The 23,664-nt window shown below is 65.5% G+C and carries 23 protein-coding genes; 9 read left to right on the forward strand and 14 right to left on the reverse strand.

From position 1 onward, the window contains the following. Nucleotide 1: 1 nt before the first annotated feature. From EUV02_RS08265 to ald, 8 genes are all read right to left on the reverse strand, one after another. Entirely contained in the window at nt 2-940 is a 939-nt protein-coding gene (locus tag EUV02_RS08265; RefSeq protein WP_135245771.1) for an NAD-dependent epimerase/dehydratase family protein, read from the reverse strand. Continuing rightward, nucleotides 937-1,668 (reverse strand): SDR family oxidoreductase, encoded by a 732-nt coding sequence (locus EUV02_RS08270; protein WP_135245772.1) that lies wholly within the window; start codon nt 1,666-1,668, stop codon nt 937-939. Before EUV02_RS08270 ends, EUV02_RS08265 begins: the two co-directional genes overlap by 4 nt. Next, nucleotides 1,668-2,996, reverse strand: coding sequence for an FAD-binding oxidoreductase (locus tag EUV02_RS08275; RefSeq protein WP_135245773.1), 1,329 nt, complete (start codon nt 2,994-2,996; stop codon nt 1,668-1,670). The genes EUV02_RS08270 and EUV02_RS08275 overlap by 1 nt, the downstream gene beginning before the upstream one ends. Continuing rightward, nucleotides 2,993-4,411: a UbiA family prenyltransferase gene (locus EUV02_RS08280; RefSeq protein ID WP_135245774.1), complete on the reverse strand. Its 1,419-nt coding sequence runs from the start codon at nt 4,409-4,411 to the stop codon at nt 2,993-2,995. Before EUV02_RS08280 ends, EUV02_RS08275 begins: the two co-directional genes overlap by 4 nt. Beyond that, nucleotides 4,408-5,712: an NAD(P)/FAD-dependent oxidoreductase gene (locus EUV02_RS08285; RefSeq protein WP_135245775.1), complete on the reverse strand. Its 1,305-nt coding sequence runs from the start codon at nt 5,710-5,712 to the stop codon at nt 4,408-4,410. The genes EUV02_RS08280 and EUV02_RS08285 overlap by 4 nt, the downstream gene beginning before the upstream one ends. Before the next feature lie 97 nt (nt 5,713-5,809). Next, the gene (locus tag EUV02_RS08290) at nt 5,810-7,057 is read right to left on the reverse strand and encodes a hypothetical protein (RefSeq protein WP_135245776.1); all 1,248 of its coding nucleotides are present in this window, start codon (nt 7,055-7,057) and stop codon (nt 5,810-5,812) included. 45 nt (nt 7,058-7,102) lie between these two features. Beyond that, nucleotides 7,103-7,780 carry a DJ-1/PfpI family protein gene (locus tag EUV02_RS08295; protein WP_135245777.1) on the reverse strand — a complete coding sequence of 226 codons (678 nt, stop codon included), beginning with the start codon at nt 7,778-7,780 and terminating at the stop codon, nt 7,103-7,105. Between the two features lie 11 nt (nt 7,781-7,791). Continuing rightward, the gene (gene ald / locus EUV02_RS08300) at nt 7,792-8,889 is read right to left on the reverse strand and encodes an alanine dehydrogenase (RefSeq protein ID WP_135246452.1); all 1,098 of its coding nucleotides are present in this window, start codon (nt 8,887-8,889) and stop codon (nt 7,792-7,794) included. A 231-nt stretch (nt 8,890-9,120) separates the two neighbouring features. On the opposite strand from ald, the gene EUV02_RS08305 reads away from it, so the two are divergent. Then, complete coding sequence (locus EUV02_RS08305) at nt 9,121-11,022, forward strand: potassium transporter Kup (protein WP_135245778.1); 1,902 nt, start codon at nt 9,121-9,123, stop codon at nt 11,020-11,022. A gap of 115 nt (nt 11,023-11,137) precedes the next feature. On the opposite strand, the gene EUV02_RS08310 is transcribed toward EUV02_RS08305, so the two are convergent. The 3 genes from EUV02_RS08310 to purB all read right to left on the reverse strand — a co-directional run bounded on the left by EUV02_RS08310 (nt 11,138) and on the right by purB (nt 14,251). Further along, the gene (locus EUV02_RS08310) at nt 11,138-12,007 is read right to left on the reverse strand and encodes a peptidylprolyl isomerase (protein ID WP_135245779.1); all 870 of its coding nucleotides are present in this window, start codon (nt 12,005-12,007) and stop codon (nt 11,138-11,140) included. A gap of 54 nt (nt 12,008-12,061) precedes the next feature. Then, nucleotides 12,062-12,826: a DUF2189 domain-containing protein gene (locus tag EUV02_RS08315; RefSeq protein WP_135245780.1), complete on the reverse strand. Its 765-nt coding sequence runs from the start codon at nt 12,824-12,826 to the stop codon at nt 12,062-12,064. A gap of 120 nt (nt 12,827-12,946) precedes the next feature. Continuing rightward, a complete protein-coding gene (purB, locus tag EUV02_RS08320; protein ID WP_135245781.1) occupies nt 12,947-14,251 on the reverse strand; it encodes an adenylosuccinate lyase in 1,305 nt (434 codons plus the stop codon). Nucleotides 14,252-14,413: 162 nt separating this feature from the next. Here purB and EUV02_RS08325 point away from each other — a divergent pair, with 162 nt between their 5' ends. Next, nucleotides 14,414-14,791, forward strand: a complete 378-nt coding sequence (locus tag EUV02_RS08325) for a hypothetical protein (RefSeq protein ID WP_135245782.1) — start codon at nt 14,414-14,416, stop codon at nt 14,789-14,791. A gap of 50 nt (nt 14,792-14,841) precedes the next feature. Here EUV02_RS08325 and radC read toward each other — a convergent pair whose 3' ends face one another. From radC to map, 3 genes are all read right to left on the reverse strand, one after another. Then, nucleotides 14,842-15,483, reverse strand: coding sequence for a RadC family protein (gene radC, locus EUV02_RS08330; protein WP_243445828.1), 642 nt, complete (start codon nt 15,481-15,483; stop codon nt 14,842-14,844). A 218-nt stretch (nt 15,484-15,701) separates the two neighbouring features. Further along, on the reverse strand, nt 15,702-17,285 hold the full coding sequence (locus EUV02_RS08335) for an amidohydrolase (protein ID WP_135245784.1): 1,584 nt from the start codon (nt 17,283-17,285) through the stop codon (nt 15,702-15,704). A 149-nt stretch (nt 17,286-17,434) separates the two neighbouring features. Continuing rightward, entirely contained in the window at nt 17,435-18,256 is an 822-nt protein-coding gene (gene map / locus EUV02_RS08340) for a type I methionyl aminopeptidase (RefSeq protein WP_135245785.1), read from the reverse strand. 81 nt (nt 18,257-18,337) lie between these two features. On the opposite strand from map, the gene EUV02_RS08345 reads away from it, so the two are divergent. The 7 genes from EUV02_RS08345 (at nt 18,338) to accD (ending at nt 23,661) form a co-directional block, all read left to right on the forward strand. After that, nucleotides 18,338-19,093 (forward strand): competence/damage-inducible protein A, encoded by a 756-nt coding sequence (locus EUV02_RS08345; RefSeq protein ID WP_135245786.1) that lies wholly within the window; start codon nt 18,338-18,340, stop codon nt 19,091-19,093. A 69-nt stretch (nt 19,094-19,162) separates the two neighbouring features. Further along, entirely contained in the window at nt 19,163-19,459 is a 297-nt protein-coding gene (locus tag EUV02_RS08350; protein ID WP_135245787.1) for a hypothetical protein, read from the forward strand. Next, complete coding sequence (gene pyrF / locus EUV02_RS08355; protein WP_135245788.1) at nt 19,459-20,136, forward strand: orotidine-5'-phosphate decarboxylase; 678 nt, start codon at nt 19,459-19,461, stop codon at nt 20,134-20,136. The genes EUV02_RS08350 and pyrF overlap by 1 nt, the downstream gene beginning before the upstream one ends. Nucleotides 20,137-20,142: 6 nt before the next feature. Then, nucleotides 20,143-20,772 carry a phosphoribosylanthranilate isomerase gene (locus EUV02_RS15785; protein WP_135245789.1) on the forward strand — a complete coding sequence of 210 codons (630 nt, stop codon included), beginning with the start codon at nt 20,143-20,145 and terminating at the stop codon, nt 20,770-20,772. Further along, nucleotides 20,772-21,980 carry a tryptophan synthase subunit beta gene (gene trpB, locus EUV02_RS08365; RefSeq protein WP_135245790.1) on the forward strand — a complete coding sequence of 403 codons (1,209 nt, stop codon included), beginning with the start codon at nt 20,772-20,774 and terminating at the stop codon, nt 21,978-21,980. Before EUV02_RS15785 ends, trpB begins: the two co-directional genes overlap by 1 nt. Next, nucleotides 21,977-22,807 (forward strand): tryptophan synthase subunit alpha, encoded by an 831-nt coding sequence (trpA, locus tag EUV02_RS08370; RefSeq protein ID WP_135245791.1) that lies wholly within the window; start codon nt 21,977-21,979, stop codon nt 22,805-22,807. Before trpB ends, trpA begins: the two co-directional genes overlap by 4 nt. After that, the gene (gene accD, locus EUV02_RS08375) at nt 22,804-23,661 is read left to right on the forward strand and encodes an acetyl-CoA carboxylase, carboxyltransferase subunit beta (RefSeq protein ID WP_135245792.1); all 858 of its coding nucleotides are present in this window, start codon (nt 22,804-22,806) and stop codon (nt 23,659-23,661) included. The genes trpA and accD overlap by 4 nt, the downstream gene beginning before the upstream one ends. Nucleotides 23,662-23,664: the final 3 nt, after the last annotated feature.

A 23,664-nucleotide genomic window follows, 5' to 3' on the forward strand; every position in this document is an offset into this window, starting at 1 on the left:
GTCAGAACTGCAGCGCGATTTTCGAATAGACCGGGTGGCGGAAGGTCTCGTCGAGTGCGGTCTGCAGCGGCGTCGCCTTGACGCCGAAGATGCCCGGCCAGTCGATGACCTCGAACACGTCGGGCGTCACCAGCGCCGCGAGCTGCTTTTCGGTGAACGGCGGGTTGCTATCGACCAGCGCATAGGTCCGCAGCAACAGCGCGAACAGGCCGTAGGGGATGCGGACGATGACCGCCTTGGCGCCGGTGGCGCGCTTCATCGCGCGCACCAGATCGATATAGTCGATGCGTTCCTGGCCGGTAATGTTGTAGGCGCCGGTAATGCGCTGTTCGATGGCGGCGACGATGACGTTGCAGAAGTCGGCGGCATACAGCGGCTGGCGCAGGAACCGCCCCGTGCCAGGCACCGGGAACACCGGCACGCGCTCCATGAAGCGCGCCAGCCAGCCGACATGCTTGCGGTCGAACCAGCCGAACATCAGCGTCGGTCGCAGGATGACCTGCGGGATGCCAGTCGCGGCGACGATGGCCTCCTGCACTTTCTTGGTTTCGGTGTAGTCGTCGCGCGCCGCCGAATTGACCACCGACGACGATATGTTGACGACATAAGGCACCGCGTTTGCCACCGCCGCCGCCATGACGCGCTCGCTCGCGGTCTGGTTGTTGCGGACGAATTCGGCCGGGTCGAGCCCGCCGATCTGGGCATGCGCATGGACCAGCGCGGCGGCGCCGGCCAGCGCGCCCTGCCAGCCGTTGTCGGTGGCGAGGTCGGCGGCGATGACTTCGATATCAGGGTGGTGCTCGCGCAGGATGCCGGCGTTGGTCGCTGCCTTGTCAATGACTGTGATCCGTCTGAAGCCACGGTCCTTCAGCCGCGCGACAAGATTCTGCCCGACCAGCCCAGCGCCGCCGGTGATGACGATTTTGTCGGATTTGCTCACAGTGACAGCCGCTTGAAAATGGCTTCGGGAATGTGGCGGATAATCGTCATGATCAGCCACCACAGCGACTTGGTGTAGATGACATTGCGGCCGCCCAGTTGCGCCTTGATGATGGCCTCGGCGACATCGCGCGGCTGCGCGGTCAGCAGCGGCGGCAGGTCCATGCCGGCGGTCATCTTGGTCGCGACGAACCCCGGCTTGACGGTCAGCACGTGCAGCCCGGCCTTGAAGTGCGCGTTGCGCAACCCCGATAGGAAGGCACTGAACCCGGCCTTCGCCGAGCCATAGACGAAGTTCGACGCGCGCCCGCGGTCGCCCGCCACCGAGCTGATGCCGATGATCGTGCCGCTCGTCATCCGCCGCGCTGCCGCCAGCAGCAACCGCGCCGGACCGTTATAGTTGGTCGCCATGATCGCATTGGCCTGCGCGGTGTCGACGGCGGCCTGCGCCTGGTCACCCAGCAGTCCGGCGACCATCACCACCGTGCCGGGCACGACGCCGAGGCTGTCGAAGAATGCGTCGGGGTCGGTGGTAACGACATCGCATGCCACCAGCTTCACCCCGACGCGGTGGCGCAGTTCGAGGTCGCTGCTCAACGTCGCCAAGGTCGCCGGATCGCGCGCCGTCAGAATCAGCTCGCAGCCACGCGAAGCATAGCCTTGCGCCAGCGCCGCACCGATATCCGAGCCGGCGGCGATGATCAGCACGGGGTGTTTGATTTCGTTCATCACAGCTCCAAACGGCGCGATTGCAGCGATTCGATGCGTCCGGCAAGTCCGTAGCGCCGCCGCACCTCGCGAAACGCTTCGAGCCTGGGATAGCCGCGCGCCACCGCCGCCGGCGTCGTGCAGGCATCTTTGGTCAAATAGATGCGCCCGCCATGCTCAGCGGTAATCGCGTCGAGCCGCGCCAGCAGTGCCAGATTGGCGGGTGTCGCGGGGAAGTCCATCGCCAGCGTATAGCCCTCCATCGGGAAGCTCAGCATCCCGAACGACGCCGGCCCCATGCGCTTGAGTACCGCGAGGAACGACGCACCGCCGCCCGCGGCAATCGCTTCAAGCAGCCGCCGCAGCCCCAACGGACTTTCGGCTACCGGCAGCACGCACTGGTACTGCACGAAGCCGCGCGCGCCATAGATGCGGTTCCAGCCGAACACGGCATCGAGCGGGTAGAAATAGGGGTCAAGGTCGACCATCCGATCGCCGGTCGCGGGCAGGTGATAGGCCAATTCGTTGAACGCCTTGACCGTGGGCCATGACAGCGCGAACCCCGGGAAGTCGATCGGCACCGTCAGCGGTCGCCGCGCGGCGCGGGCGAACGGCGTCGCACGGTCGGCCGCCGGGAGTTCATCCAATCGCGCATGCTCGCCCAGATGCACCACCGACCGCCCGAGCCGCGCGCCGCCAGCCAGCCCGTCGATCCAAGCGACGGAGTATGTCGACGCCGCCGACGCCTCGAAAATCTCGAGCGCCGCCGCCAGATCGGGTGCGCGCAATGTCCGCTGGCGGATGCGCGAGGTTTCGACGCGCTGCAGCCGGAATGCGGCGCGGACGATGACGCCGGTCAGCCCCATGCCGCCGCAGGTCGCGGCGAACAACTCGGGCTCGCTGTCGCGTGAGGCGCGCAACGTGCGCCCGTCGGGCAGCACCAGGTCGACCCAGTCGAGATGGTCGCCGAATGACCCGGCGCCGTGATGGTTCTTGCCGTGAACGTCCGATGCCACCATGCCACCGACCGTCACGAACCGCGTGCCCGGCGTGACCGGCGCGAACCAGCCGCGCGGTAGCAGCGCATCGGTAATGTCGCCAAGCAGCACCCCGGCCTCGCAGGTCAGCGTGCCGGTGGCGTCGTCAAAGGACAGCAGGTGCGACAGCCGCGCCGATGAAATAACGCCATCGGGGTTGAGCGCGGAATCGCCGTAAGCGCGACCGTTGCCGCGCGCGATGCTGTCGGGCAGCGCCGCCAGCGTTGCCGACACCGCATCGGGGGTGTCGGGGGTGGTGACCGCGCAGCTGGCGCGCGGATAGCGCCCCCAGCCGCCGAGCTGGATGTTCAAGCCGACACCAGCACGACCGCGACAACCGCCGCCGCAGTCAGCCAGCTCAGCCGGTCGGTGATCGCGAAGAGGACCGGGTCATCGTGCAACTCGCCGCGCCCCGACAGCACCATAACCCGGCTGATCCAGTAGAGGATGAACGGGCAGATCAGCCAAAGCCACTTGGGATGTTCGTACAGCCGCGCCACCTTGGAGCTCGACACATAAAGCGCCGACAGCAGCACGGCGCCATACCCGGCTGCCGCCGCCATCGGCTGCAGCACCGCCAGGTCGCTGACGCGGTAGCCGCGCCCCGGCGTGTCGGCGATGCCGCGTTCGCGCAGCTGCACCAGTTCCGAACAGCGCTTGATGATCGCCAGGCTGAGGAACAGGAACAGGCTGAACATCAACAGCCATTGCGCGTCGCTGCTGCGGATCACCACGACGCCGCCGACGACGCGGATCGTGTAGAGCCCGCCGAGCACGATGACGTCGATGACGGCATAGCGCTTGAACACCATCGAATAGCCCAGCGTCGTCGCGACATAGACGGCCAGTACCAGCATGAACGGCGGTGGCAGGAATGACACGACCCCGATTGTCAGCGCCATCATCGCCGCTGCCAGCACCACCCCGTCCAGCACCGGCAGCGCCCCTGATGCGAACGGCCGCCTGGCCTTGCGCGGGTGTGCGCGGTCACCGGGCAGGTCGAGCAGGTCGTTGACGACATAGGCGCTCGATGCCGCGGTGCAGAAGCAGACGAACGCCAGCGTCGACAGAATGAGGTTTTCGATGCTGAGCTTGTGGCCGGCGAACATCGCCAGGAACACCAGGCTGTTCTTCGCCCATTGGTGCGGGCGGATGGCGCGCACATAGTCCTTAAGCCGGCGGTGCGGCGTCGCCACCACCTGTGTATCGGCCGCGACCTGCGCCGCAAGCGCCGCCAGCCGCGGGCTGCGCGCCACCACCAGCGCCTGGCGCGCCGCCGCCCAAACCGGCAGATCGACGGCGGTGTCACCGACATAGTCGAAGCCGCCGCGCCCGAAGCGCGCCACCAGTTGCGCCGCCTTGGCTTCGCCAGCCATATTTGTTGTGCCGTCGCTGCCGATGACGCCGGCAATGCCGCCGATATGGTCGGCCAACGCCTCGACCAGTCGCGAGTCTGACGCCGAGGCGAGATAGACCGGCCGGCCTTCGGCCTGTGCGGTGCGGATCAGCGCGACGACTTCAGGGCGCAATGGCAAGGCGGCGACACCGGGGTCGACACGGTCGGCGAGCTGTGCCTTGAGCGCGGCCTTCCCTTGCGTCAGCCAGCCGAACAGCCGCGGCGTCTGGAACGGATGCCGCGCAACGAACTGCAGCGCGCTTTCGTGAAGCAGGTCGGTCATCAGCAGCGTGCCATCGACATCGACAGCGAGTGGAACGGGGGCGTTCATGCCTGGCCCAGCCTTGCCGCCATTTCGCGCCCCAGCCGGACGCTTTCCGAAATGCCGCGATCTTCGGGGTAATAAAAACAGGTGTCGGCGATTTGCAGCCCGGCAATCGGCGTTTCGACCGGCGGGATCTTCGCGGCAAACCCCGGCTCGCAGATCGGCTGGGCATGGCGCAACCGTGCGACGCGGCGGCCGAGCACATCGGCTTGCGTCACCGCCGGATTGACGCGGCGGATCGCGGCGAACGCCTCGTCGAGCAGCGCGTCGTCGCTCCAGCCGAACTTTTCGTGGGTGACCGGCATGTAGTAGGGGACATAGACGATGGTGTCGCCGCCGGGCGTATCGCCGCCGAGGGGGCGCAGGTTCGAGAATTCAATGATGCCCGGAACCGGCACGCCGGGTTCGGTTATGTTGACCCAGAAGTGCGGCGTCACCGAGCGGCTGAGTTTGAAGATCAGGCAACACACGCCGATATTGGCGATGGCATCATAGCGCGCCTTCCAGTCCGCGGGCAGGTCGGGCACCAGCTTTGACACCAATGGCGTCGGCATCGTCGAAATGACTGCATCGGCGGCGATGGTGCTTTCGGGCGTCACGACACCGGTAACGTGGCCATCGGTGGTTTCGACGCGCAGCGCCGGGGTCGATAGCCGCAATTTGCCGCCGGCCTTGGCGAAACCATTGGCCAGCGCAGTGACCAGCGTTTCGCTGCCGCCTTCGAGATAACCGAGCTTTTCCTCGAACAGCGACTTGCGCGACCGGCCGATGCGCTTGACGCGCGTCCAGATCCACGCCGCCGAAATCGGGTCGGCATAGTCGTAAAACTTCAGGTCAAACAGCGGCTTCCACATCTTGTCATAGACTTCGGCACCGCCCCAGCGCGTGATCCACTCGCGCGCCGATTGCGTTTCGAGCGCGTCCCAGCGGTCGCGGCGCGTCGATACGAACGCCAGCACGCCGTAGCGCAGCCGTGCCCACAGGCTCAGCCCCGGATAGCGCAGCAGGGCGACCGGATTGCCCCATTCGTGCAGCCTTCCGCCCGAAAAATGCCCCATGGTGGTGGCGCGCCAGCGCAGCCGGTCGGCGATGCCGAGTTCTTCGAGCAACTTGAAGGTGGCGAAATCAGTGGTGCAGATGAAGTGGTAGAAGCGTTCGATCGACAGCCCGTCGAAATCGAAATGCGCGGCCATGCCGCCCGGCACATCACCGGCTTCGAGCAGGGTCACGTCATGGCCGGCGCGCGCCGCTTCCCATGCGGCGGCAAGCCCCATCGCGCCCGATCCGATGACGACCAGCCGTGTCATCTCAAAACCCTAGCCCCCGAAATGCGCCTTTACGCGTCCGACGCGGCCATATCGCAACATTATATCGCCGCCAACAAGCATTGATTGTTGCGGCGGATCAGTGCTGCGGTACGGCTTCGGGCGGGCCAAGCGTCGCCTGCCAGTCGGGAGTGCAATCCTGTAGCCACTTCGGGTGGTTGTTGGTGAACAGACGCGGCATCAGCTTTTCGGCGAGATAGCTCGGGAAATGCGCCGATGTCGGGCCCATCAGAACCAGTGCGGCGAGCAGCGCGCCCGAAATGCGGCGGTCGCGCACTGTCGGCTGGGCGGTCTCGATACCCATGACACGCACCGCCACCACAGCCAGCCACGCGTTGCTGACCGCAAACATTAGCCAGCGGCCGTGATCGATGGCAATCGCCGACATGAAGATCATCGGCACCAGCGCGACAAAGCCGAGCAGGCATTTGACCAGCAGCGAGCGGTCGAACAGCACGCGGCAGTTGACCAGCAGCACGACAAAGCACGCCGCAATCACCCATGGCACCGCGCGGTCGCTGAACGCCATGCACAGGCTGGTCCCGATCGAGCGGAAGCCGCTCCACGTAAGATAGGTTGCGATGTCGAAAATCCGGCCATTGTCGGCGACCAGTCGTGCACCCCGCACCGTCGCAGCGATGCCGGTGACATCATCGCCAAAGTGCTGGCGCGCCAGTGCCGCCAGCGCCAGCAGGACCATCAGCAGCGCATATGCGCTGATACCGTGCGCCAAATCGACCTTGCCTTGCCGGTGCGTCAGAAACCACATCGCCACCAGCATCGGACCACCGTAGATGATCGCAGTCTCGTGGATCAGCGAGCCGATGAACAACAGCAGCACCGGAATGAAGAAGCGTCCGCCAAGCGCGGCGATCAGGCTCCACGCGATGATGCCGCAGATCAGCATGTCGCTACGACCGGGATCACGGCTCCAGCCCCAGAACAGCTGCGGCGACACCAGCATGAACACGGCAAACCAGCGCCACAGCCGGTCATCGCGCGCGATCAGCCGCCGCAGCAGCAGCGCCATCGGCAGCGCCAGCATGACCGCACCGAAGAATTGGTAGATGGCGGCGGCCGACCCGCCATGCGCCGCCGTGCCACCGTCGATCAGATAGACGATGCTGCCGCCCAGCCCGCGCCGGATGAAGCCATTGTCGAAATAGTTCGGGGTCAGGACGGCGATATTGTACGGCGAAATGTCGGTGAACTTGTAGTCGGCGTAGCGCAGCATGCCGAAGATCGTCCGGCGGCAGGCGATCGCCACCGCCAACAGCGCGGCGATGAACGGCAGCAATGCGCCGCGGGATTCTGTTCTGCCTGTCACCTTGCCCCCAACCCGCCGTTCACCGCGCGGCCCTTCCAGCTGCCGTCAGTGCCGCGCCTTGCTGGCGGCTTCGATTTCGCCAACGCGGTCGCCCATCCGCTTGTCGAGCAGCGCCTTGACCATCTTGAGGATTTCGGGCCGTGCCGTCGCTGGCGTGCCGCCACCAAGCGGCGCCGGGTCATATTCCAGTGTCAGCTGGATGCTTTCGGCCACGTCACGGCCGTGCATCGATTCGATGACCTTGAACGCAAAATCGATCCCCGAGGTGACGCCGCCTGCGGTGATGCGGTCGCGGTCGAACACCACGCGCTCTTGCACAAAGGTCGCCCCGAACAGCGCCAGGCTGTCGCCCCAGGCCCAGTGGCAACCGGCGCGGTAGCCGTCGAGCAGCCCTGCCGCCGCTAGAATCAGCGAGCCGGTGCAGACGCTGGTCATCAGCTTGGCGCCCGGCGCCTGCGCGCGCAGCCAGTCGAGGATTTCACCATCAGTCATCAACGCCGTGCAGCCATAGCCACCGGGCACGCAGACCATGTCGAACTGGCCGCTGTCGGCCAGCGTCAGCGTCGGCATCAGCGCGAGGTTACAGTCGCTCATGATCGGTGACTTGTCCTTCCAGACAAAGTCGACCGTCGCGCCGGGCATGCGGCTGAGCACCTGCGCCGGCCCGGTCATGTCGAGCTGCGTCAGGTTGGGATAGAGCAGGAAGCCGATCCGGAAAGCCATGCGCGGTCCCCTCAGGCAACGTGCGGCAGGCCGAGCGCCTCGGCAACGGCGGCGTGGCGGATATGCCCGCCGCTGACATTGAGCCCCATTGCCAGATGAGGGTCGGACGCCAGCGCCGCATCGGCACCGAGATTGGCCAGCCGCAGCACGAACGGCAGTGTCGCGTTATTGAGTGCAAACGTCGAAGTGCGCGCCACTGCACCGGGCATGTTGGCGACGCAGTAATGAATAATGCCGTCGACGACATAGACGGGGTCCTCGTGCGTCGTGGCGCGGCTGGTCTCGAAACAGCCGCCCTGGTCGATGGCAATATCGACCAGTACCGAGCCGCGCTTCATCAGCTTGAGCATGTCGCGCGTCACCAGCTTGGGGGCTGCCGCACCCGGAATCAGCACCGCGCCGATGACGACGTGCGCCCGCGCAATCGCCGCCGCGATGGCGGCCTTGGAACTGAACTGGGTTTTGACGCGGCCTTCGAACATGTCGTCGATTTCGGCGAGTCGCAGCGTCGAGATGTCATAGATGGTGACATCGGCGCGCATGCCGACCGCCATCTGCGCCGCGTTGACCCCCGAAACGCCGCCGCCCAGAATCGCCACGCGCCCCGGTGCCACGCCGGGAACGCCACCGAGCAGGATGCCACGGCCGCCTTGCGCCTTTTCAAGATAATGCGCGCCGACCTGCACCGACATGCGGCCGGCGATTTCGGACATCGGCCGCAGCAATGGCAGCCCGCCGGCGCGCTCGGTGACGGTTTCATAGGCGATGCAGATCGCGCCCGATTTCATCAGCGCCTCGGCCTGCGGCTTGTCGGCGGCGAGGTGGAGATAGGTGAACAGCACCTGTCCGGGCCGCAGCATCGCGCATTCATGCAACTGCGGTTCCTTGACCTTGACGATCATATCGGCGGCGGCAAACACCGCGGCGGCGGTCGGCACAATCGTCGCACCGGCGGCGACATAGTCGCGGTCGGTGAAATCGATGCCGCCGCCGGCGCCGGTTTCTACGGTGACCGTGTGGCCGGCCGCGGTCAGCTCGGCGACCGAAGGCGGGGTCAGTCCGACGCGATATTCGTGAACCTTGATTTCCTTGGGCACACCGACATGCATGGTCATCACTCCCTGACAAATCCGCGCTATTCATAACGTGTGGCAATAGCCTTGTCGCCTGAATGTGCGACGCCTGGATGCGACAGTTGCGGGGCATGGGGCACTGTGCTAACGCCCGCGCCTCGACTGGGGCTTTGGAACCGCAAGGTCGGCAAGGGGCAACACTATCGTGATCGTCCGCGTTTCAAACCGGTGCAGCCTCGCGTGCACCAAGGTCCATGGTCAGGACTGATGACAGCACAAGCCGCAGAAGCCAAACCGGGCGCCGGCCACCATCATCCTGATGGTGCGGTAAAGCTCGCCGTCGGCGCCATCGGCGTCGTGTTCGGCGATATCGGTACCAGCCCGCTCTACGCGTTCAAGGAAACCTTCATCGGCCATCACCCGCTGGCGGTCGACCAGCTGCACATTTTCGGCGTCGTCTCGTTGATCTTCTGGTCGATGATGCTGATCGTCACGGTCAAGTACGTCAGCGTCATCATGCGCGCCGACAACCGCGGCGAAGGTGGCTCGCTGACCCTGCTGGCGCTGATTTCGCGGCTGTCGCCGGGCGCAGGGCGCGCGCGCTGGCTGGTGCTGCTCGGCGTCATGGCGACCGCGCTGTTCTTTGGTGACGCGATCATCACGCCCGCCATGTCGGTGCTGTCGGCGGTCGAGGGGTTGATCGTTGTTGAGGCCAAGCTCGAGCCGGTGGTCTTGCCGATCGCCATCACCATCCTCATCGGGCTGTTCGTCATCCAGTCACGCGGCACCGCCAAGGTCGGTGCGCTGTTCGGCCCGATCATGATCTTTTACTTCAGCACGCTGGCGGTGCTCGGCGTCGTCAATGCCGTGCGCAACCCCGAAATTCTTGGCGCGCTCAACCCCTATTGGGCGGTGCAGTTCTTCCTCGATGACCCGCTACGCGGCTTCCTGGCGCTCGGCTCGGTCGTCCTCGCCGTCACCGGTGCCGAGGCACTCTATGCCGACATGGGGCATTTCGGACGCGGGCCGATTCGCATCAGCTGGCTGTGGATCGTGCTGCCGGCGCTGACGCTCAACTATCTCGGCCAGGGCGCGCTGCTGCTCGCCACGCCGGCGCATGTCGTCAATCCGTTCTTCCTGATGGCACCCGAATCGCTCCGGCTGCCGCTGGTCATCCTCGCCACCGCTGCCACCGTCATCGCCAGCCAGGCGGTGATTTCCGGCGCCTTCTCGGTGGCGCAACAGGCGGTCCAGCTCGGCTTCCTGCCGCGCCTGAAGATCACCCACACCAGCGCGCGCGCCGCCGGACAGATCTACATTCCGGTGATCAACTGGGCGCTGCTGTTCCTCGTGGTGCTGCTGGTGCTCGGCTTCAAGTCGTCGACCAACCTTGCGGCCGCTTACGGTATCGCGGTCACCGGCACGATGTTCATCGACACCATCCTCGTCTCGGTGCTGATCCTGACCATCTGGAAATGGAACAAGCTGTGGGCGATTCCGATGCTCGCGGTGTTCTTCATCGTCGATACGGCCTATTTCGCTTCGAACCTGACCAAGGTGCCCGACGGTGGCTGGTTCCCGCTGCTCGTCGGCGCCATCACCTTCACCTTCCTGACGACCTGGGCGAAGGGCCGCCGGCTGATGATGGAACGGTTGCGCGAAAGCGCCATGCCGATTGAGGTGTTCATCAAGTCCGCCGCCACCGCCGCCATCCGCGTGCCCGGCACCGCGGTGTTCATGAGCTCGTCGCCCGAAGGCGTGCCGCATGCGCTGCTGCACAACCTAAAGCACAACAAGGTGCTCCACGAACGCATCCTGATCCTGACCGTGGTGATCGACGAAGTGCCGTATGTCGACGGCGAGGATCGTGTCGAAGTGCGTGACCTCGGCGCCAACTTCTACCGCATGGTCGTCCGCTACGGCTTCATGCAGGAGCTCGACATTCCCGGCGTGCTCAAGCTCGTCGAAAATTGCGGGCCGAAGATCAAGATGATGGACACCAGCTTCTTCCTGGCGCGCCAGACACTGCTGGCGTCGGACCGCCCGGGCATGCCGATCTGGCGCGAGAAGCTGTTCTCGTGGATGCTGGCAAACTCCGAAAGCGCGATGGAGTTCTTCAAGCTGCCGACCAACCGCGTTGTCGAACTGGGTTCGCAGGTCGAAATCTAGCGCCCGGCGTAGAGGGGTCTAAGAGCCTCCGGCGGGCAGGGCCTCAGGCCCTGCACCCATTTGAAGAGCGCCGAACAATTGGGTGCAGGGCCTGAGGTCCTGCCCGCCGGAGGCTCTACTTCCCGGCCCGTACCGGAACCCGGACATTGCACGCATCCACCGCCCCCGCCGGCCGCATGAAGAACGCATCCGACCGGTTGGCGCGCGCCTTCATGTAATCGGCAAAGCTCGGTGACGTCGTCAGCATGACCTCGATCCGCGGCTGTGCGCCGGCGGGCAGGTCGCTCGCCATGCGGGCGCCGGTGATCGGCAGCCGCTCGCGCTCGGTCTTGTAGAAGCCCAGAGCCTCGGTGCCGCGCGGCAGTGACGACAGCTTCTCGATGCCGGCGACGATGCGCCCGACGCCCGCCATGTTGCGGTCGAGGTGGCGTGGCGCATGGCCGATGACCGCGTAAAGCTCGCCGCCGTCGCCGCTGTCGGGGGCATTGCCGCGCCCGACGCCGACCATGCCGTAGCAATGCTGGAGCCAGCCGGTCTTGGCCGCCTTGTCGACCGCGACCGGGAAGCCGTCGATGAAGCCGCCGGCATCGGCATAGGCATCGGGGCCGGGAATGGGCGTGAACGTCAGCCCGGCGAGCGGCCGCTCGAACTCGGGCGGCAGCGGCGCTGCCGGCACGACCTTGTTTTCGGGAATTGCCCATTGCACGACGTAGTTGTCCTGCACGCGCACCACCGCGCCGCCACCAAAGGCGCCGCGCCGCACCATCGCCTTGATCGCCGCGACATGCGCGGGGGCAAACTGCGGTGCCAACTGCATGATGAAGCTGCCGCGCGGCGTATCGAACACCACCAGGTCATCGGGCGCTATCGCCGCCCAGGCGGCAGGCGGCGCGGAAGATTCGATATCCGACGGCGTCGGTGCGGCTGCGGTGGCGAGCAGCAGGGCAGCAAACAGCAGGGCATGGCGGCGCAGGGTATGTTTCATCGCGACAGACTGCCGAGGTTGGCGCAGCCGCGCAAGCGTCAAGCGTCAAGCAGCCTAGACGACAACGCGCCGGTACAGATGCCAGGTCGCGTGTCCGAGTACTGGCAACACGACAAACAGCCCCAGGAACAGCGGCAGCATCGCGACAAACAGCGTGATCGCGATGACGGCAGCCCAGATCGTCATCACCACCGTGTTCGACCGGACGGTGGCGAGGCTGACGATAATGGCGGTGACGAAATCAAGGTCGCGGTCGACGAGCAGCGGCAGGCTGATCACGGTGATCGAATAAAAGGCAAAGGCGATCAGCGCCCCGGCGATGCTGCCGACGATCAGCATCGCGAGGCCGGTACCGCTCATGAACAGTTCGATGCCTTGCGGGCCGTAATTCGATTCGGACATGAACACCGCGTAGATGCCGTGCGCGATCATCAGCCAGAAGCTGAACGCGACGAACAGGATGGCGCCCATGGTGAGGATCTGTTCGTCGCCGCGCCCGCGCGAGGCACCCAGCACCGCGCCCCAGCGCATCGGCAGGCCGGCCTCGCGGCGGCGGCTGACTTCGTAGAGGCCGACCGCGGTGAACGGCGCGAGCAGCGGAAACCCCGCCGAGGCGACAATCAGCCATAGAAATTTGCCGCGGGCATAAAGCTCGAAATACAGCAGCAGCCCGGCAGCGACGTAAATCGACGCGAAAAACAGCCCGAATGCCGGACAGGCCTTGAAGTCCGCCCAGCCCGCCGCCAGTGCGGCCCGAAGATCATTTGTCGTGAGATTGCGCGCGACCGTTACCGGCGCGACCTGAGCCTGACCTGCCATCGCCGTGACACTCCCACCCCGTCGACCCCCGTCGAGGCGGATGGTGCATCAAGTCAGGCGATGCGGCAAGCCGCGTATCTTCAATCGGGTGCAGGCCTCAGGCCTGCCCGCCGGAGGCTCTTATGACTTCCCGAATACCCGCCCGAAGATCGTGTCGACATGCTTCATGTGATGCCCCAGGTCGAACAACGCCTCGATCTGCGCCACCGGCAACGCGGCCGTCACATCGGCGTCGGCCTTGAGCAAGTCGAGCAGCTGCAGCTTGCCGTCCGATTCCCAGACGCGCATCGCGTTGCGCTGGACGAGGCGGTAGGCGCCTTCGCGGTCGACGCCGGCCTGTGTCAGCGCCAGCAGGATGCGCTGCGAATGGACCAGCCCGCCCATCTTGTTGAGGTTGGCCAGCATGCGGTCGGGATAGACCACCAGCTTGTCCATGACGTTGGTCAGGCGCACCAGCGCGAAATCGAGTGTCACCGTCGCATCGGGGCCGATCATGCGTTCGACCGACGAGTGGCTGATATCGCGTTCGTGCCACAGCGCGACATTTTCGAGCGCCGGGGTGACATAGCCGCGCACCAGCCGCGCCAGACCCGTCAGGTTCTCGGTGAGCACCGGGTTGCGCTTGTGCGGCATCGCCGACGAGCCCTTCTGGCCCGGCGAGAAATATTCCTCTGCCTCAAGCACTTCGGTGCGCTGCAAATGGCGAACTTCGGTGGCGAGGCGTTCGACGCAGCCGGCGACGACGCCGAGCGTGGCAAAATACATTGCGTGGCGGTCGCGCGGGATGACCTGCGTGCTGACCGGCTCGACCGACAGCCCCATGGCCTTGGCGACATGCTCCTCGACGCGCGGGTCGATGTTGGCGAAGGTGCCGACGGCGCCCGAAATCGCGCAGGTCGCGACCTCGTCGCGCGCCATCACCAGCCGTGCGCGGCAGCGCGCGAACTCGGCATAGGCCTGCGCCAGCTTCAGCCCGAAGGTGGTGGGTTCGGCGTGGATGCCGTGGCTGCGGCCGATCGTCGGCGTGTCCTTGAACTCATAGGCGCGGCGCTTGAGCACGACGAGCAGCGCATCGACATCGGCGATCATCAGGTCGGCGGCGCGCGCCATCTGGACGCCGAGGCAGGTGTCGAGCACGTCCGAGCTTGTCATGCCCTGGTGGACGAAGCGCGCCTCATCGCCGACATGCTCGGCAAGGTTGGTCAGGAAGGCGATAACGTCGTGCTTCACCTCGCGCTCGATCTCGTCGATGCGCTCGACCTCGAACTTGCCGCGCTCCCACACGGCCTTGGCGGCGTCCTTTGGGACGACACCGAGCTCGGCGAGCGCGTCCATCGCGTGCGCCTCGATCTCGAACCAGATGCGAAACCGCGTTTCGGGTTCCCAGATCGCCACCATTTCGGGGCGCGAATAACGCGGAATCATGCTCGTCTCCAATTCAATGCCGGCGCGGGTAGCACAGCCGCCCGCCAAGTTTAACCCCTCGCTTGCGCGCGGTCCTTCGCCTCGGCCGTTGATGCAACTCTTTTCGACGTCGCTGGTTGTCCGGCCATGGCAGCACGTTGCTGTTCAAACGGAGTAAGCCAGATGCAGACCAAGATCCTATTTGTCGCCGCAGCAATGCTGCTCGCCACGACAGCCAATGCCCAGACGGCATCGACAACGACGACTCGCCAATCGACTTCGACAACGACGCCGACAGCGGCAACCACGACAACGACCACCGATCCGATGTCGATGTCGAGCACGACGACGACGACGCCCGCCACGTCATCGACAACAACGACGCACAAGTCGGCAACAACATCGACGTCGCACATGCCCGCCGGTGTCCATATGCATAATGGCCACTGGATGTATGGCACGCACTACGCGACCAGCGCGCAGATAGCCGCGCATAAGCGTGCGATAGCGAAGCACACCACGACCACCAAGACCACGGTCAAGACCGTAACGCCGCAGTAAACGGCCCGGCGCCCTCCCGGTCGGCCTAGCGCCAGCTGGCCGGGACGGCGTCAGAGCAAGCCGAGCGCCCGAAAGCTGGCGTGGCCGGTCTTGCTGATGATGACATGGTCATGAACGGCGAGGCCGAGGTGGCGCCCGGCCTCGACAATGGCCTTGGTCATCGCGATATCGTCGCGGCTGGGCGAGGGGTCGCCGCTCGGGTGGTTGTGAACCAGCACCACCGCGCTCGCAGAAAGGTCGAGCGCGCGCTTGACGATTTCGCGCGGATAGACCGGCGCGGCGTTGACCGTGCCCGACGACATGACCTCGTCGCGCATCAATATGTTGCGGTTGTTGAGGAAGATGACGCGAAATTCCTCGGCCGACCGGTGTGCCATAGCGGCGTGCAGATACTCGCTCAGCGCCTGCCAGCCCGACAGCACCGGGCGGTCGAGCGCGGCCGCCCGCAACGACCTGAGCGACGCCGCCTCGATGAACTTGAGCGCGGCAGCGGCGCCCTCGGTCAGTCCGTCGATGCGCTGCAGTTCGGCTGGCGACGCCGCGAGCAGCGCCGGAAAGCTGCCGAATTCGCGCAGCAACGACTTGGCGAGCGGCTTGGTATCGCGGCGCGGAATCGCCAGCCCCAGCACATATTCGAGCAGTTCATAGTCGAGGAAGGCGTCACCGCCGCCTTCCAAAAGCCGCGCGCGCATCCGGCTTCGGTGGCCGACGGAGTCAGTTGATGGGTCGGTCAGCAAGCGCATGCCCCCGTTCGATGTTCGACCCTGCGTGCAGAGTGCGCGTCCGCGACCCTGCAATCAACCCCTTGCGGGGCTTTTCGGGCGCTTCATACGAACGCTCGACGAGTCCGGGGCGGTCGAGGACGCCGTTTCGTCGGAGCAAGCCACCAACAGTGGCATGATCATTGCGTTCAGTTTTTCGCCGGTATCGCGACCTTGTCGTAATCGATGCCGAGCTGCTGGAGGTAGGATCGATACTTCTTCGGGTCGAAATAATATTTTTCCATGGCCGGGCGCATCTTCGCCATCAGGTCGGCGTTCAGGTGGATGGCCGGTTGGTCGTCCGGGCCAAGCAGCGGCTGATAGTGCTCGGTCTTGAACTGCACCTCCTGCTGCCAGGACTTGGCATTGGCGACGAGTTCAGGGGTTGTCATCAAGTCGAGCACGGTCAGCGCGGCCACCTTGGCGCCGACTACCGCCCCCTTATGGGCGATCGGCGTTGCCATCGCGGCAGCGGCCATGACGTTGTGATAGGAAATGCCGGGAATGTTTGAGGGGTAACGGATGGTGATCGTCGGCACCGTCCACATGATGTCACCGATATCGTCCGAGCCGGCATTGGGTTCGGGATTGGGGTTTTGCGGTGACCACAGGTGCGGGTCTCCACTGGCCAGCGTCTGCGGCTTGCGATCAAAGCCCGTCAGTACGGCGCGCGCGAAATTCTGGTCGGCATCACTCCAGTTGGGCAGCCCGACGGCCTTCATGTTGGCAAAGGCCGCTTCGGCAAGGGGGCGGTTGCCGTAATTGGTTGCGGCATGGCCGAGGATGCGGTGGGTGACGCTGGTTCCGGTCATCAGTGCCGCGCCGTCAGCAATTTGGTTGGCGGTGCCGAACATGTTCTTGACGGCGGGCAGGCTGGTATCGCGGAAGTAATACCAGACGCTGGCGACTCCCGGCACGATGTTGGGCTGGCCGCCGCCATTGGTGATGACATAGTGGCTGCGTTGGGTGACGGGCAGGTGCTCGCGCTTGAAATTCCAGCCGGTGTCCATCAGCTCCACAGCGTCGAGAGCGCTCTTCCCGTCCCAGGGATTGCCGGCGGCGTGCGCGGTACGACCGAGGAAGGTGTATTCGACGCTCAGCGCAGCGGTATAGCTTAGCGGTCCCCACGTGGTGTCGAGGTCATCGCCGACATGGGCGAACAGATTGGCATCGACATCCTTGAACAGGCCGGCACGCACATAATAGGCCTTGGTAGCCAGCAATTCTTCGGCCACACCCGGCCAGACCATGATGCGGCCCTTGATGCCGTTCTTTTCCATCACCTGCTTCGCGGCAATGGCAGCAACGATCATCATCGGCAGGCCGCTATTGTGTCCCTCGCCATGACCCGGTGCGCCGATCACCATCGGCTTGGCGAACGGCACCCCCGGCGTCTGTGACAGGCCGAGAAGCGCATCGATATCGCTGCCCAGCGCGATCAACGGGCCGCCTTCGCCCCAGGTGGCGGTGAACGCGGTGGGAATGCCCGCAACGCCGCGCGTAACCTTGAAGCCGTTCTTTTCGAGAATGCCGGCCAGATAGGCACTGGTCTTTACTTCCTGAAAGCCCGGCTCGGCAAAGCTGAAGACCTGGTCGATCATGCCTGCCAACTCGCCGGCACGCGCATCAATCAATGCCGTCGCTTCCGCCTTCAGGGGCGCCGGCGCCGCAGCCTCTGCCGCGGAATGGACGGTCAAGGCCAGCAAGCTGGCAGCAAGCAAATGACGGCTCATGAATTTTCCCCCTGACTATTGAAGCTAGCAAGCGGGACCTGTTCGGTAAACCCCGGCAGACTTGGGGCTTGCTTGCTCGCAGCGCGCCGTAACCGACCGGCAGCTATCACAAATCCAGAAGTTCAGGAGGGCCGCGCAGCGCTGCCGCTTCAGAAGTAGGGCGGGTTGTTCAATCCGGCGGGGCTGAGCGTGAAAACTTCGCAGCCATCCTCGGTGATGCCGATGCTGTGTTCGAATTGCGCGCTGAGCGAGCGGTCGCGCGTCACCGCCGTCCAGCCGTCGTCGAGCAGCTTCACGTCATATTTGCCGAGGTTGATCATCGGCTCGATGGTGAAGAACATGCCCGGCACCAGCTTGGCACCGCGGCCGGGGCGGCCATAGTGGACGATGTTGGGCGCGTCGTGGAAGACGCGACCGAGGCCGTGGCCGCAGAAATCGCGGACCACCGAGCAGCGCTGCGCCTCGGCATAGGACTGGATGGCATAGCCGATGTCGCCGACGGTGTTGCCGGGCTTGGCGGCCGCGATACCGCGTTGCAGGCATTCCCAGGTAATGTCGACCAACCGCCTGGCCTTCACGCCGACGTCGCCGACGAGGAACATGCGGCTGGTGTCGCCGTGCCAGCCGTCGACGACCACTGTGACGTCGATATTGACGATGTCGCCGTCTTTCAGGCGCTTGGCGCCGGGGATGCCGTGGCAGACGACATGGTTGATGCTGATGCACGACGAGTGGCTGTAGCCGCGGTAGAAGATGGTGGCGGGCACGGCGCCACGGTCGAGCACGAAATTGCGGACCATTTCATCGAGATCGATGGTCAGCGCTTCGGGCACCACGTGCGGCACCAGCATGTCGAGCGCTTCGGCCGCCAGCCGTCCGGCAGCGCGCATCCCGGCGAACGCGGCAGCGTCGTGCAGGCGGATGCCCTGCGTGCGCTCGTCAAGGTCGGCATAATCTTCGGCAATGTTCATAGCGGCATAATAGGCACTCGCCGGCGGCTGCGCAACATTGCCACGCTTCCCACGCGCGTGCGGCTCGGCTAAACCGGCGTGATGACCGATAAAACACGCATCTGGACCGCCGCGCTGATCATCATCGGCGATGAAATCCTGTCGGGGCGCACGCAGGACGCCAACCTTGCCTATCTGGCGAAATGGCTCAACGTGCAGGGCATCCGGCTCAAACAGGTGCGCGTCGTGGCGGACGAAATGGACGCGATTGCCGAGGCGATCAACGCGCTGCGCATCAAATACGACTATGTCTTCACCACTGGCGGCATCGGGCCGACGCATGACGACATCACCGTCGATGCGATTGCCGCGGCGCTGGGTGTCGGCGTCGTCATCCACCCCGAAGCGCGGGCGATTCTGGCGGGCTATTACAAGGACAAGCTGACCGATGCGCGGCTGCGCATGGCGCGCGTCCCCGAAGGCGCGAGCTTGCTCGAAAACGCCCGCACCGGCGCGCCGGGCATCCGCATCGACAATATCTTCATCATGGCGGGCGTGCCGGTGATCACGCAGGGCATGCTCGCCTCGCTCGATGGCAAGCTCGAGGGCGGCGCACCGGTGCTGAGCCGCTCGGTCGGCGCCTGGACCGCCGAAAGCCGCGTCGCGGTGCTGCTCGGCGCCGTCGAAAAGGCGCATGACGGCGTCCAGATCGGCAGCTACCCGTTCTGGCGCGACGGCCGCACCGGTGCCAATTTCGTGCTGCGGTCGACCGACCCGCATGTGCTGGCGACGGCCGCCGAGGCGTTGCTGGCGGAATTGCGCGACGCCGGACTCGAACCTGTCGACGGCGAAATCTGAAACGCGCGCCGTTAGCGATGCGTTTACGGCTTGGGCTCTAGTCCGGTTGGCGCTATCGGGGGATTTGCAATGCGGACCATCAAACTCATTCTGACCGGCATGGCGTTCGCCGTGTTTCTGGCGTTCGTGTTCTTCAACTGGACCGATGTCGATATCGCGCTCGGGCCATGGTCGATCGTCATCAAGAAGCCGGCACTGGTGCTGCTGGCGTTCCTCGCGGGGTTCCTGCCGACCTATCTGATGCACATCGCGTCGCGCACGACGTGGAAGCGTAAGCTGGCGCGCGCCGAAAAGGCGGTGACCGACACCGTCATCGAGCGCACGCCGCCGGCCAGCGTCGAGCCGATTTCAATCGCGAAGCCCTAGTGCGCGCCAATCCGGTCTTTGTTGCGGTCGATACGCCCGACCTGGCGCGGGCGCAGGCGCTGGCGCGTGCGGTCGGCGCGCATGTCGGCGGCCTCAAGCTCGGGCTCGAATTCTTCATGGCGAACGGGCCGGCGGGCGTGCGGGCAATCGGCGAACTCGGGCTGCCGGTCTTCCTTGACGTCAAGCTGCACGATATTCCCAACACCGTCGCCGGTGCGCTGCGGTCATTGTCGGTGCTCGATCTCGCGGTGGTCAATGTCCATGCCGGTGGCGGCGCGGCGATGCTTGCGGCGGCGCGCGAGGCCTGCCCGGCGCGGACCAAGCTGATCGCGGTAACGGTGCTGACCAGTCTTGATGACCCCGACATGGCGGCGATGGGTGTCGGCGACGGTGCGGCGGCGCAAGTCGCGCGGCTCGCCGGACTGACGCGCGCCGCAGGGCTCGACGGCATCGTCTGTTCGCCGCACGAGGTCGCCGCGATGAAGGCAGCATGGCCGAAGGGCTATTTCGTCGTCCCCGGCGTGCGCCCCGAAGGCGCCGAGGTGGGCGACCAGAAGCGCGTGATGACGCCGCGCGCCGCGCGCGATGCCGGTGCGTCGATGCTGGTCATTGGCCGGCCGATTACCGGTGCGGCCGATCCGGCGGCGGCAGCGGCGGCCATTGCCGCCAGCCTTTAACCGGTCATGACGCTGATCAAGATTTGCGGGCTGTCGACGCCCGACACGCTTGATGCGGCCGTCGCGGCGGGCGTCAGTCATATCGGCTTCATGTTCGTGACGCGCAGCCCGCGCAACGTGTCGCTTGAGGCCGCCGCCGCACTCGCGGCGCGGCTGCCGGCACACGTCAAAAGCGTCGGCGTGTTTGTCGATGCCGATGATGCGCTGCTGGCGGCAGCAGCCTCCTTCGTCGACGTGTTGCAACTGCACGGCAGTGAAACCCCGGCGCGCATCGCCGAGGTGCGCCGCCACGGCCGCGAAGTCTGGCGCGCCACCGGCGTCGCGACGCGCGCCGACATTGCCGCGGCGGTCAAGGCGTCGCAAGGCGTGGCCGACCGGTTGCTGTTGGATGCCAAAGCGCCTAGTGGAGCACCCCTCAGCGGTGGCAACGGTCTGCGCTTCGACTGGCAATTGCTTGGGAATTTCAATCCCGGCATGGCATGGGGTCTCGCAGGCGGCATCGATGCCGGCAATGTCGGGGCGGCAATCGCCGCGACGGCGGCGCCGCTGGTCGATGTGTCGTCGGGGGTCGAGGACGCACCGGGCGTCAAGTCGGTCGAGAAAATCCGCGCATTCGTCGCGGCAGTGAGGGCGTAGTGGTGGCAGCAAGCTTGAGATCAGGTCCCGACGCGAACGGCCATTTCGGCGCGTTCGGCGGGCGCTATGTTGCCGAAACGCTGATGCCGCTGATCCTCGAACTCGAAACCGCGTACCGCGCCGCACAAGCCGATCCGGCGTTCGCCGCGCAGTTCGACGATCTGATGAAGCATTATGTCGGGCGGCCCAGCCCGCTCTATTATGCGCCGCGCTTCACCGAGGAACTCGGCGGCGCGAAAATCTATTTCAAGCGTGACGAGCTCAACCACACCGGCGCGCACAAGATCAACAACTGCATCGGCCAGATCCTGCTCGCCATCCGCATGGGCAAGACGCGGATCATCGCAGAAACCGGCGCCGGCCAGCACGGCGTCGCCACCGCCACCGTCGCGGCACGCTTCGGGCTGCCGTGCGTCATCTACATGGGTGCGCGCGATATTGCGCGGCAGGCGCCCAATGTCTTCCGCATGAAGCTGCTCGGCGCCGAAGTGCGCGCCGTCGAATCTGGCTCGAAGACGCTCAAGGACGCGATGAACGACGCGCTGCGCGACTGGGTCGCCAACGTTCACGACACTTTCTACATCATCGGCACCGCGGCCGGCCCGCATCCGTATCCCGAGCTGGTGCGCGATTTCCAGTCGGTAATCGGCAAGGAAGCGCGCGAACAGATACTGGAAGCCGAAGGCCGCTTGCCCGATCTGCTGTGCGCAGCGATCGGTGGCGGCTCGAATGCCATCGGGCTGTTCCATCCGTTCCTTGACGACGAAAGCGTCCGCATCATCGGCGTCGAGGCAGCGGGCCACGGCCTTCAAACCGATGCGCACGCGGCAAGCCTCGCCGGTGGTCGCCCCGGCGTGCTCCACGGCAACAAGACGCTGCTGCTGCAGGACGATGACGGCCAGATCACCGAGGCGCATTCGATTTCGGCGGGCCTCGACTATCCCGGCATCGGCCCCGAGCACGCCTGGCTGCACAGCATCGGCCGCGTCGAGTATCAATCCGCCACCGATCAGGAAGCGCTCGACGCCTTCCAGATGCTGTGCCGGACCGAGGGCATCATCCCGGCGCTCGAACCCGCACACGCACTCGCGGCACTGCGCCGGATCGCCCCGACGATGGCCAAGGACCAGGTCATCATCGCCAATCTGTGCGGCCGTGGCGACAAGGACATCTTCACCGTCGCCGAAGCACTGGGGTTCGGCCTATGACCGACCGTCTCTCTGCCCGCTTCGCTGCTTGCGCCGCCGCCAACCGCGCCGCGCTGGTCACTTTCGTCACCGCCGGTGACCCCGACCTCGAAACCTCGGCCCGCGTGCTGCGCGCGCTGGTCAAGGGCGGTGCCGATATCGTCGAACTCGGTATGCCGTTTACCGATCCGATGGCCGATGGCCCGGCGATTCAGGCGGGCAATATCCGTGCGCTTGGCCACCATATGAAGCTGCGCGAGCTGCTCGAAATGGTGCGCGTCTACCGGCTCGAGGACAATGACACGCCGATCATCCTGATGGGCTATTTCAACCCGGTACTGAGCTATGGCCCCGAGCGCTTTGCTGCCGATGCCGCGGCGGCGGGCCTCGACGGCACGATCATCGTCGACCTGCCGCCCGAAGAGGACGCCGAGCTGGCGCCGTATCTGCAAGCCAGCGGCCTGCACATGGTGCGCCTCGCGACGCCGACGACCGATGCAGTGCGGCTGCCCAAGGTGCTCGGCGGCGCGTCGGGTTTCGTCTATTATGTCGCGGTCGCCGGCATCACCGGCACCGCATCGGCGGCGACCACCGACATCGCCGCTGCCGTGGCGCGACTCAAGGCCAAGACCAAGCTGCCGATTGCCGTGGGTTTCGGCATCAAGACGCCCGATGACGCGTCAGCCGTGGCGCGCCATGCCGACGGCGTCGTCGTCGGCTCGGCCATCGTCTCGCTGATCGGCGCGGCTGCCGAAGCCCGCGCCAACGACCTGCCAGAGCAGGTCGAAGCATTCGTCCGTTCGCTGAGCACCGCGGTGCACGGCGCCCGCAAGGAGGCTGCCCAATGAGTTGGCTCACCCGCATCCGCCCGCGCCTGACCGGTTTCCTCGGCCGCCGCGAGACGCCCGACAATCTGTGGCACAAGTGCCGTGCCTGCAATGCCATGGTGTATACCAAGGAATTCGACGAGAACCTCGGCGTCTGCCCGAAGTGTGAATTCCACGAACGCATCGGCCCGAAGGAACGCTTCGCGCAGGTGTTCGACGGTGGCGTACATACTCGCCTCGAAATCCCGGCAGTGCCCGAAGACCCGCTCGGTTTCCGCGACCAGAAGAAATACACCGACCGCATCAAGGCAGCGCGCACCGCGACGAGTGAGCCCGAGGCGATGGCGGTCGCGACCGGCAAGATCGGCGGCGTCGATGCCGTGGTTGCGGTGCAGAATTTTGCCTTCATGGGCGGCTCGATGGGGCTGGCAGTGGGCGAGGCGTTCCTGACCGGCGCGATGGCGGCGGTCAAAGCCCGCGCGCCGTTCATCATCTTCACCGCCGCCGGCGGGGCGCGCATGCAGGAAGGCATATTGAGCCTGATGCAGATGCCGCGCACCACCGTCGCGGTCGCCGAACTGCGCGAGGCGGGGCTGCCGTACATCGTCGTGATGACCGACCCGACGACCGGCGGCGTCACTGCGTCCTACGCCATGCTCGGCGACATCCAGATCGCCGAACCCGGTGCGCTGATCGGCTTTGCCGGACAGCGCGTTATCGAAAACACCATCCGCGAAAAACTGCCCGAAGGCTTCCAGCGCGCCGAATACCTGCTCGAACACGGGATGCTCGACATGGTGGTGCCGCGCAAGGACCTGCACGCGACCCTGGCGCGGCTGGTGGAACTACTGATGCGCCAACGCGTGGCTGCCTGACGG

It is taken from the genome of Glacieibacterium arshaanense (genome assembly GCF_004681125.1).
GTDB lineage: Bacteria > Pseudomonadota > Alphaproteobacteria > Sphingomonadales > Sphingomonadaceae > Polymorphobacter_A > Polymorphobacter_A arshaanense.

What these genes read in the sequence shown, in the direction of transcription:
- EUV02_RS08270 (WP_135245772.1), bottom strand. Translation starts at nt 1,668, where the DNA reads ATGAACGAAATCAAACACCCCGTGCTGATCATCGCCGCCGGCTCGGAT.
- EUV02_RS08280 (WP_135245774.1), bottom strand. Translation starts at nt 4,411, where the DNA reads ATGAACGCCCCCGTTCCACTCGCTGTCGATGTCGATGGCACGCTGCTG.
- EUV02_RS08285 (WP_135245775.1), bottom strand. Translation starts at nt 5,712, where the DNA reads ATGACACGGCTGGTCGTCATCGGATCGGGCGCGATGGGGCTTGCCGCC.
- EUV02_RS08295 (WP_135245777.1), bottom strand. Translation starts at nt 7,780, where the DNA reads ATGGCTTTCCGGATCGGCTTCCTGCTCTATCCCAACCTGACGCAGCTC.
- ald (WP_135246452.1), bottom strand. Translation starts at nt 8,889, where the DNA reads ATGCATGTCGGTGTGCCCAAGGAAATCAAGGTTCACGAATATCGCGTC.
- EUV02_RS08305 (WP_135245778.1), top strand. Translation starts at nt 9,121, where the DNA reads ATGACAGCACAAGCCGCAGAAGCCAAACCGGGCGCCGGCCACCATCAT.
- EUV02_RS08310 (WP_135245779.1), bottom strand. Translation starts at nt 12,007, where the DNA reads ATGAAACATACCCTGCGCCGCCATGCCCTGCTGTTTGCTGCCCTGCTG.
- EUV02_RS08315 (WP_135245780.1), bottom strand. Translation starts at nt 12,826, where the DNA reads ATGGCAGGTCAGGCTCAGGTCGCGCCGGTAACGGTCGCGCGCAATCTC.
- purB (WP_135245781.1), bottom strand. Translation starts at nt 14,251, where the DNA reads ATGATTCCGCGTTATTCGCGCCCCGAAATGGTGGCGATCTGGGAACCC.
- EUV02_RS08325 (WP_135245782.1), top strand. Translation starts at nt 14,414, where the DNA reads ATGCAGACCAAGATCCTATTTGTCGCCGCAGCAATGCTGCTCGCCACG.
- radC (WP_243445828.1), bottom strand. Translation starts at nt 15,483, where the DNA reads ATGCGCGCGCGGCTTTTGGAAGGCGGCGGTGACGCCTTCCTCGACTAT.
- EUV02_RS08335 (WP_135245784.1), bottom strand. Translation starts at nt 17,285, where the DNA reads ATGAGCCGTCATTTGCTTGCTGCCAGCTTGCTGGCCTTGACCGTCCAT.
- map (WP_135245785.1), bottom strand. Translation starts at nt 18,256, where the DNA reads ATGAACATTGCCGAAGATTATGCCGACCTTGACGAGCGCACGCAGGGC.
- EUV02_RS08345 (WP_135245786.1), top strand. Translation starts at nt 18,338, where the DNA reads ATGACCGATAAAACACGCATCTGGACCGCCGCGCTGATCATCATCGGC.
- EUV02_RS08350 (WP_135245787.1), top strand. Translation starts at nt 19,163, where the DNA reads ATGCGGACCATCAAACTCATTCTGACCGGCATGGCGTTCGCCGTGTTT.
- EUV02_RS15785 (WP_135245789.1), top strand. Translation starts at nt 20,143, where the DNA reads ATGACGCTGATCAAGATTTGCGGGCTGTCGACGCCCGACACGCTTGAT.
- trpA (WP_135245791.1), top strand. Translation starts at nt 21,977, where the DNA reads ATGACCGACCGTCTCTCTGCCCGCTTCGCTGCTTGCGCCGCCGCCAAC.
- accD (WP_135245792.1), top strand. Translation starts at nt 22,804, where the DNA reads ATGAGTTGGCTCACCCGCATCCGCCCGCGCCTGACCGGTTTCCTCGGC.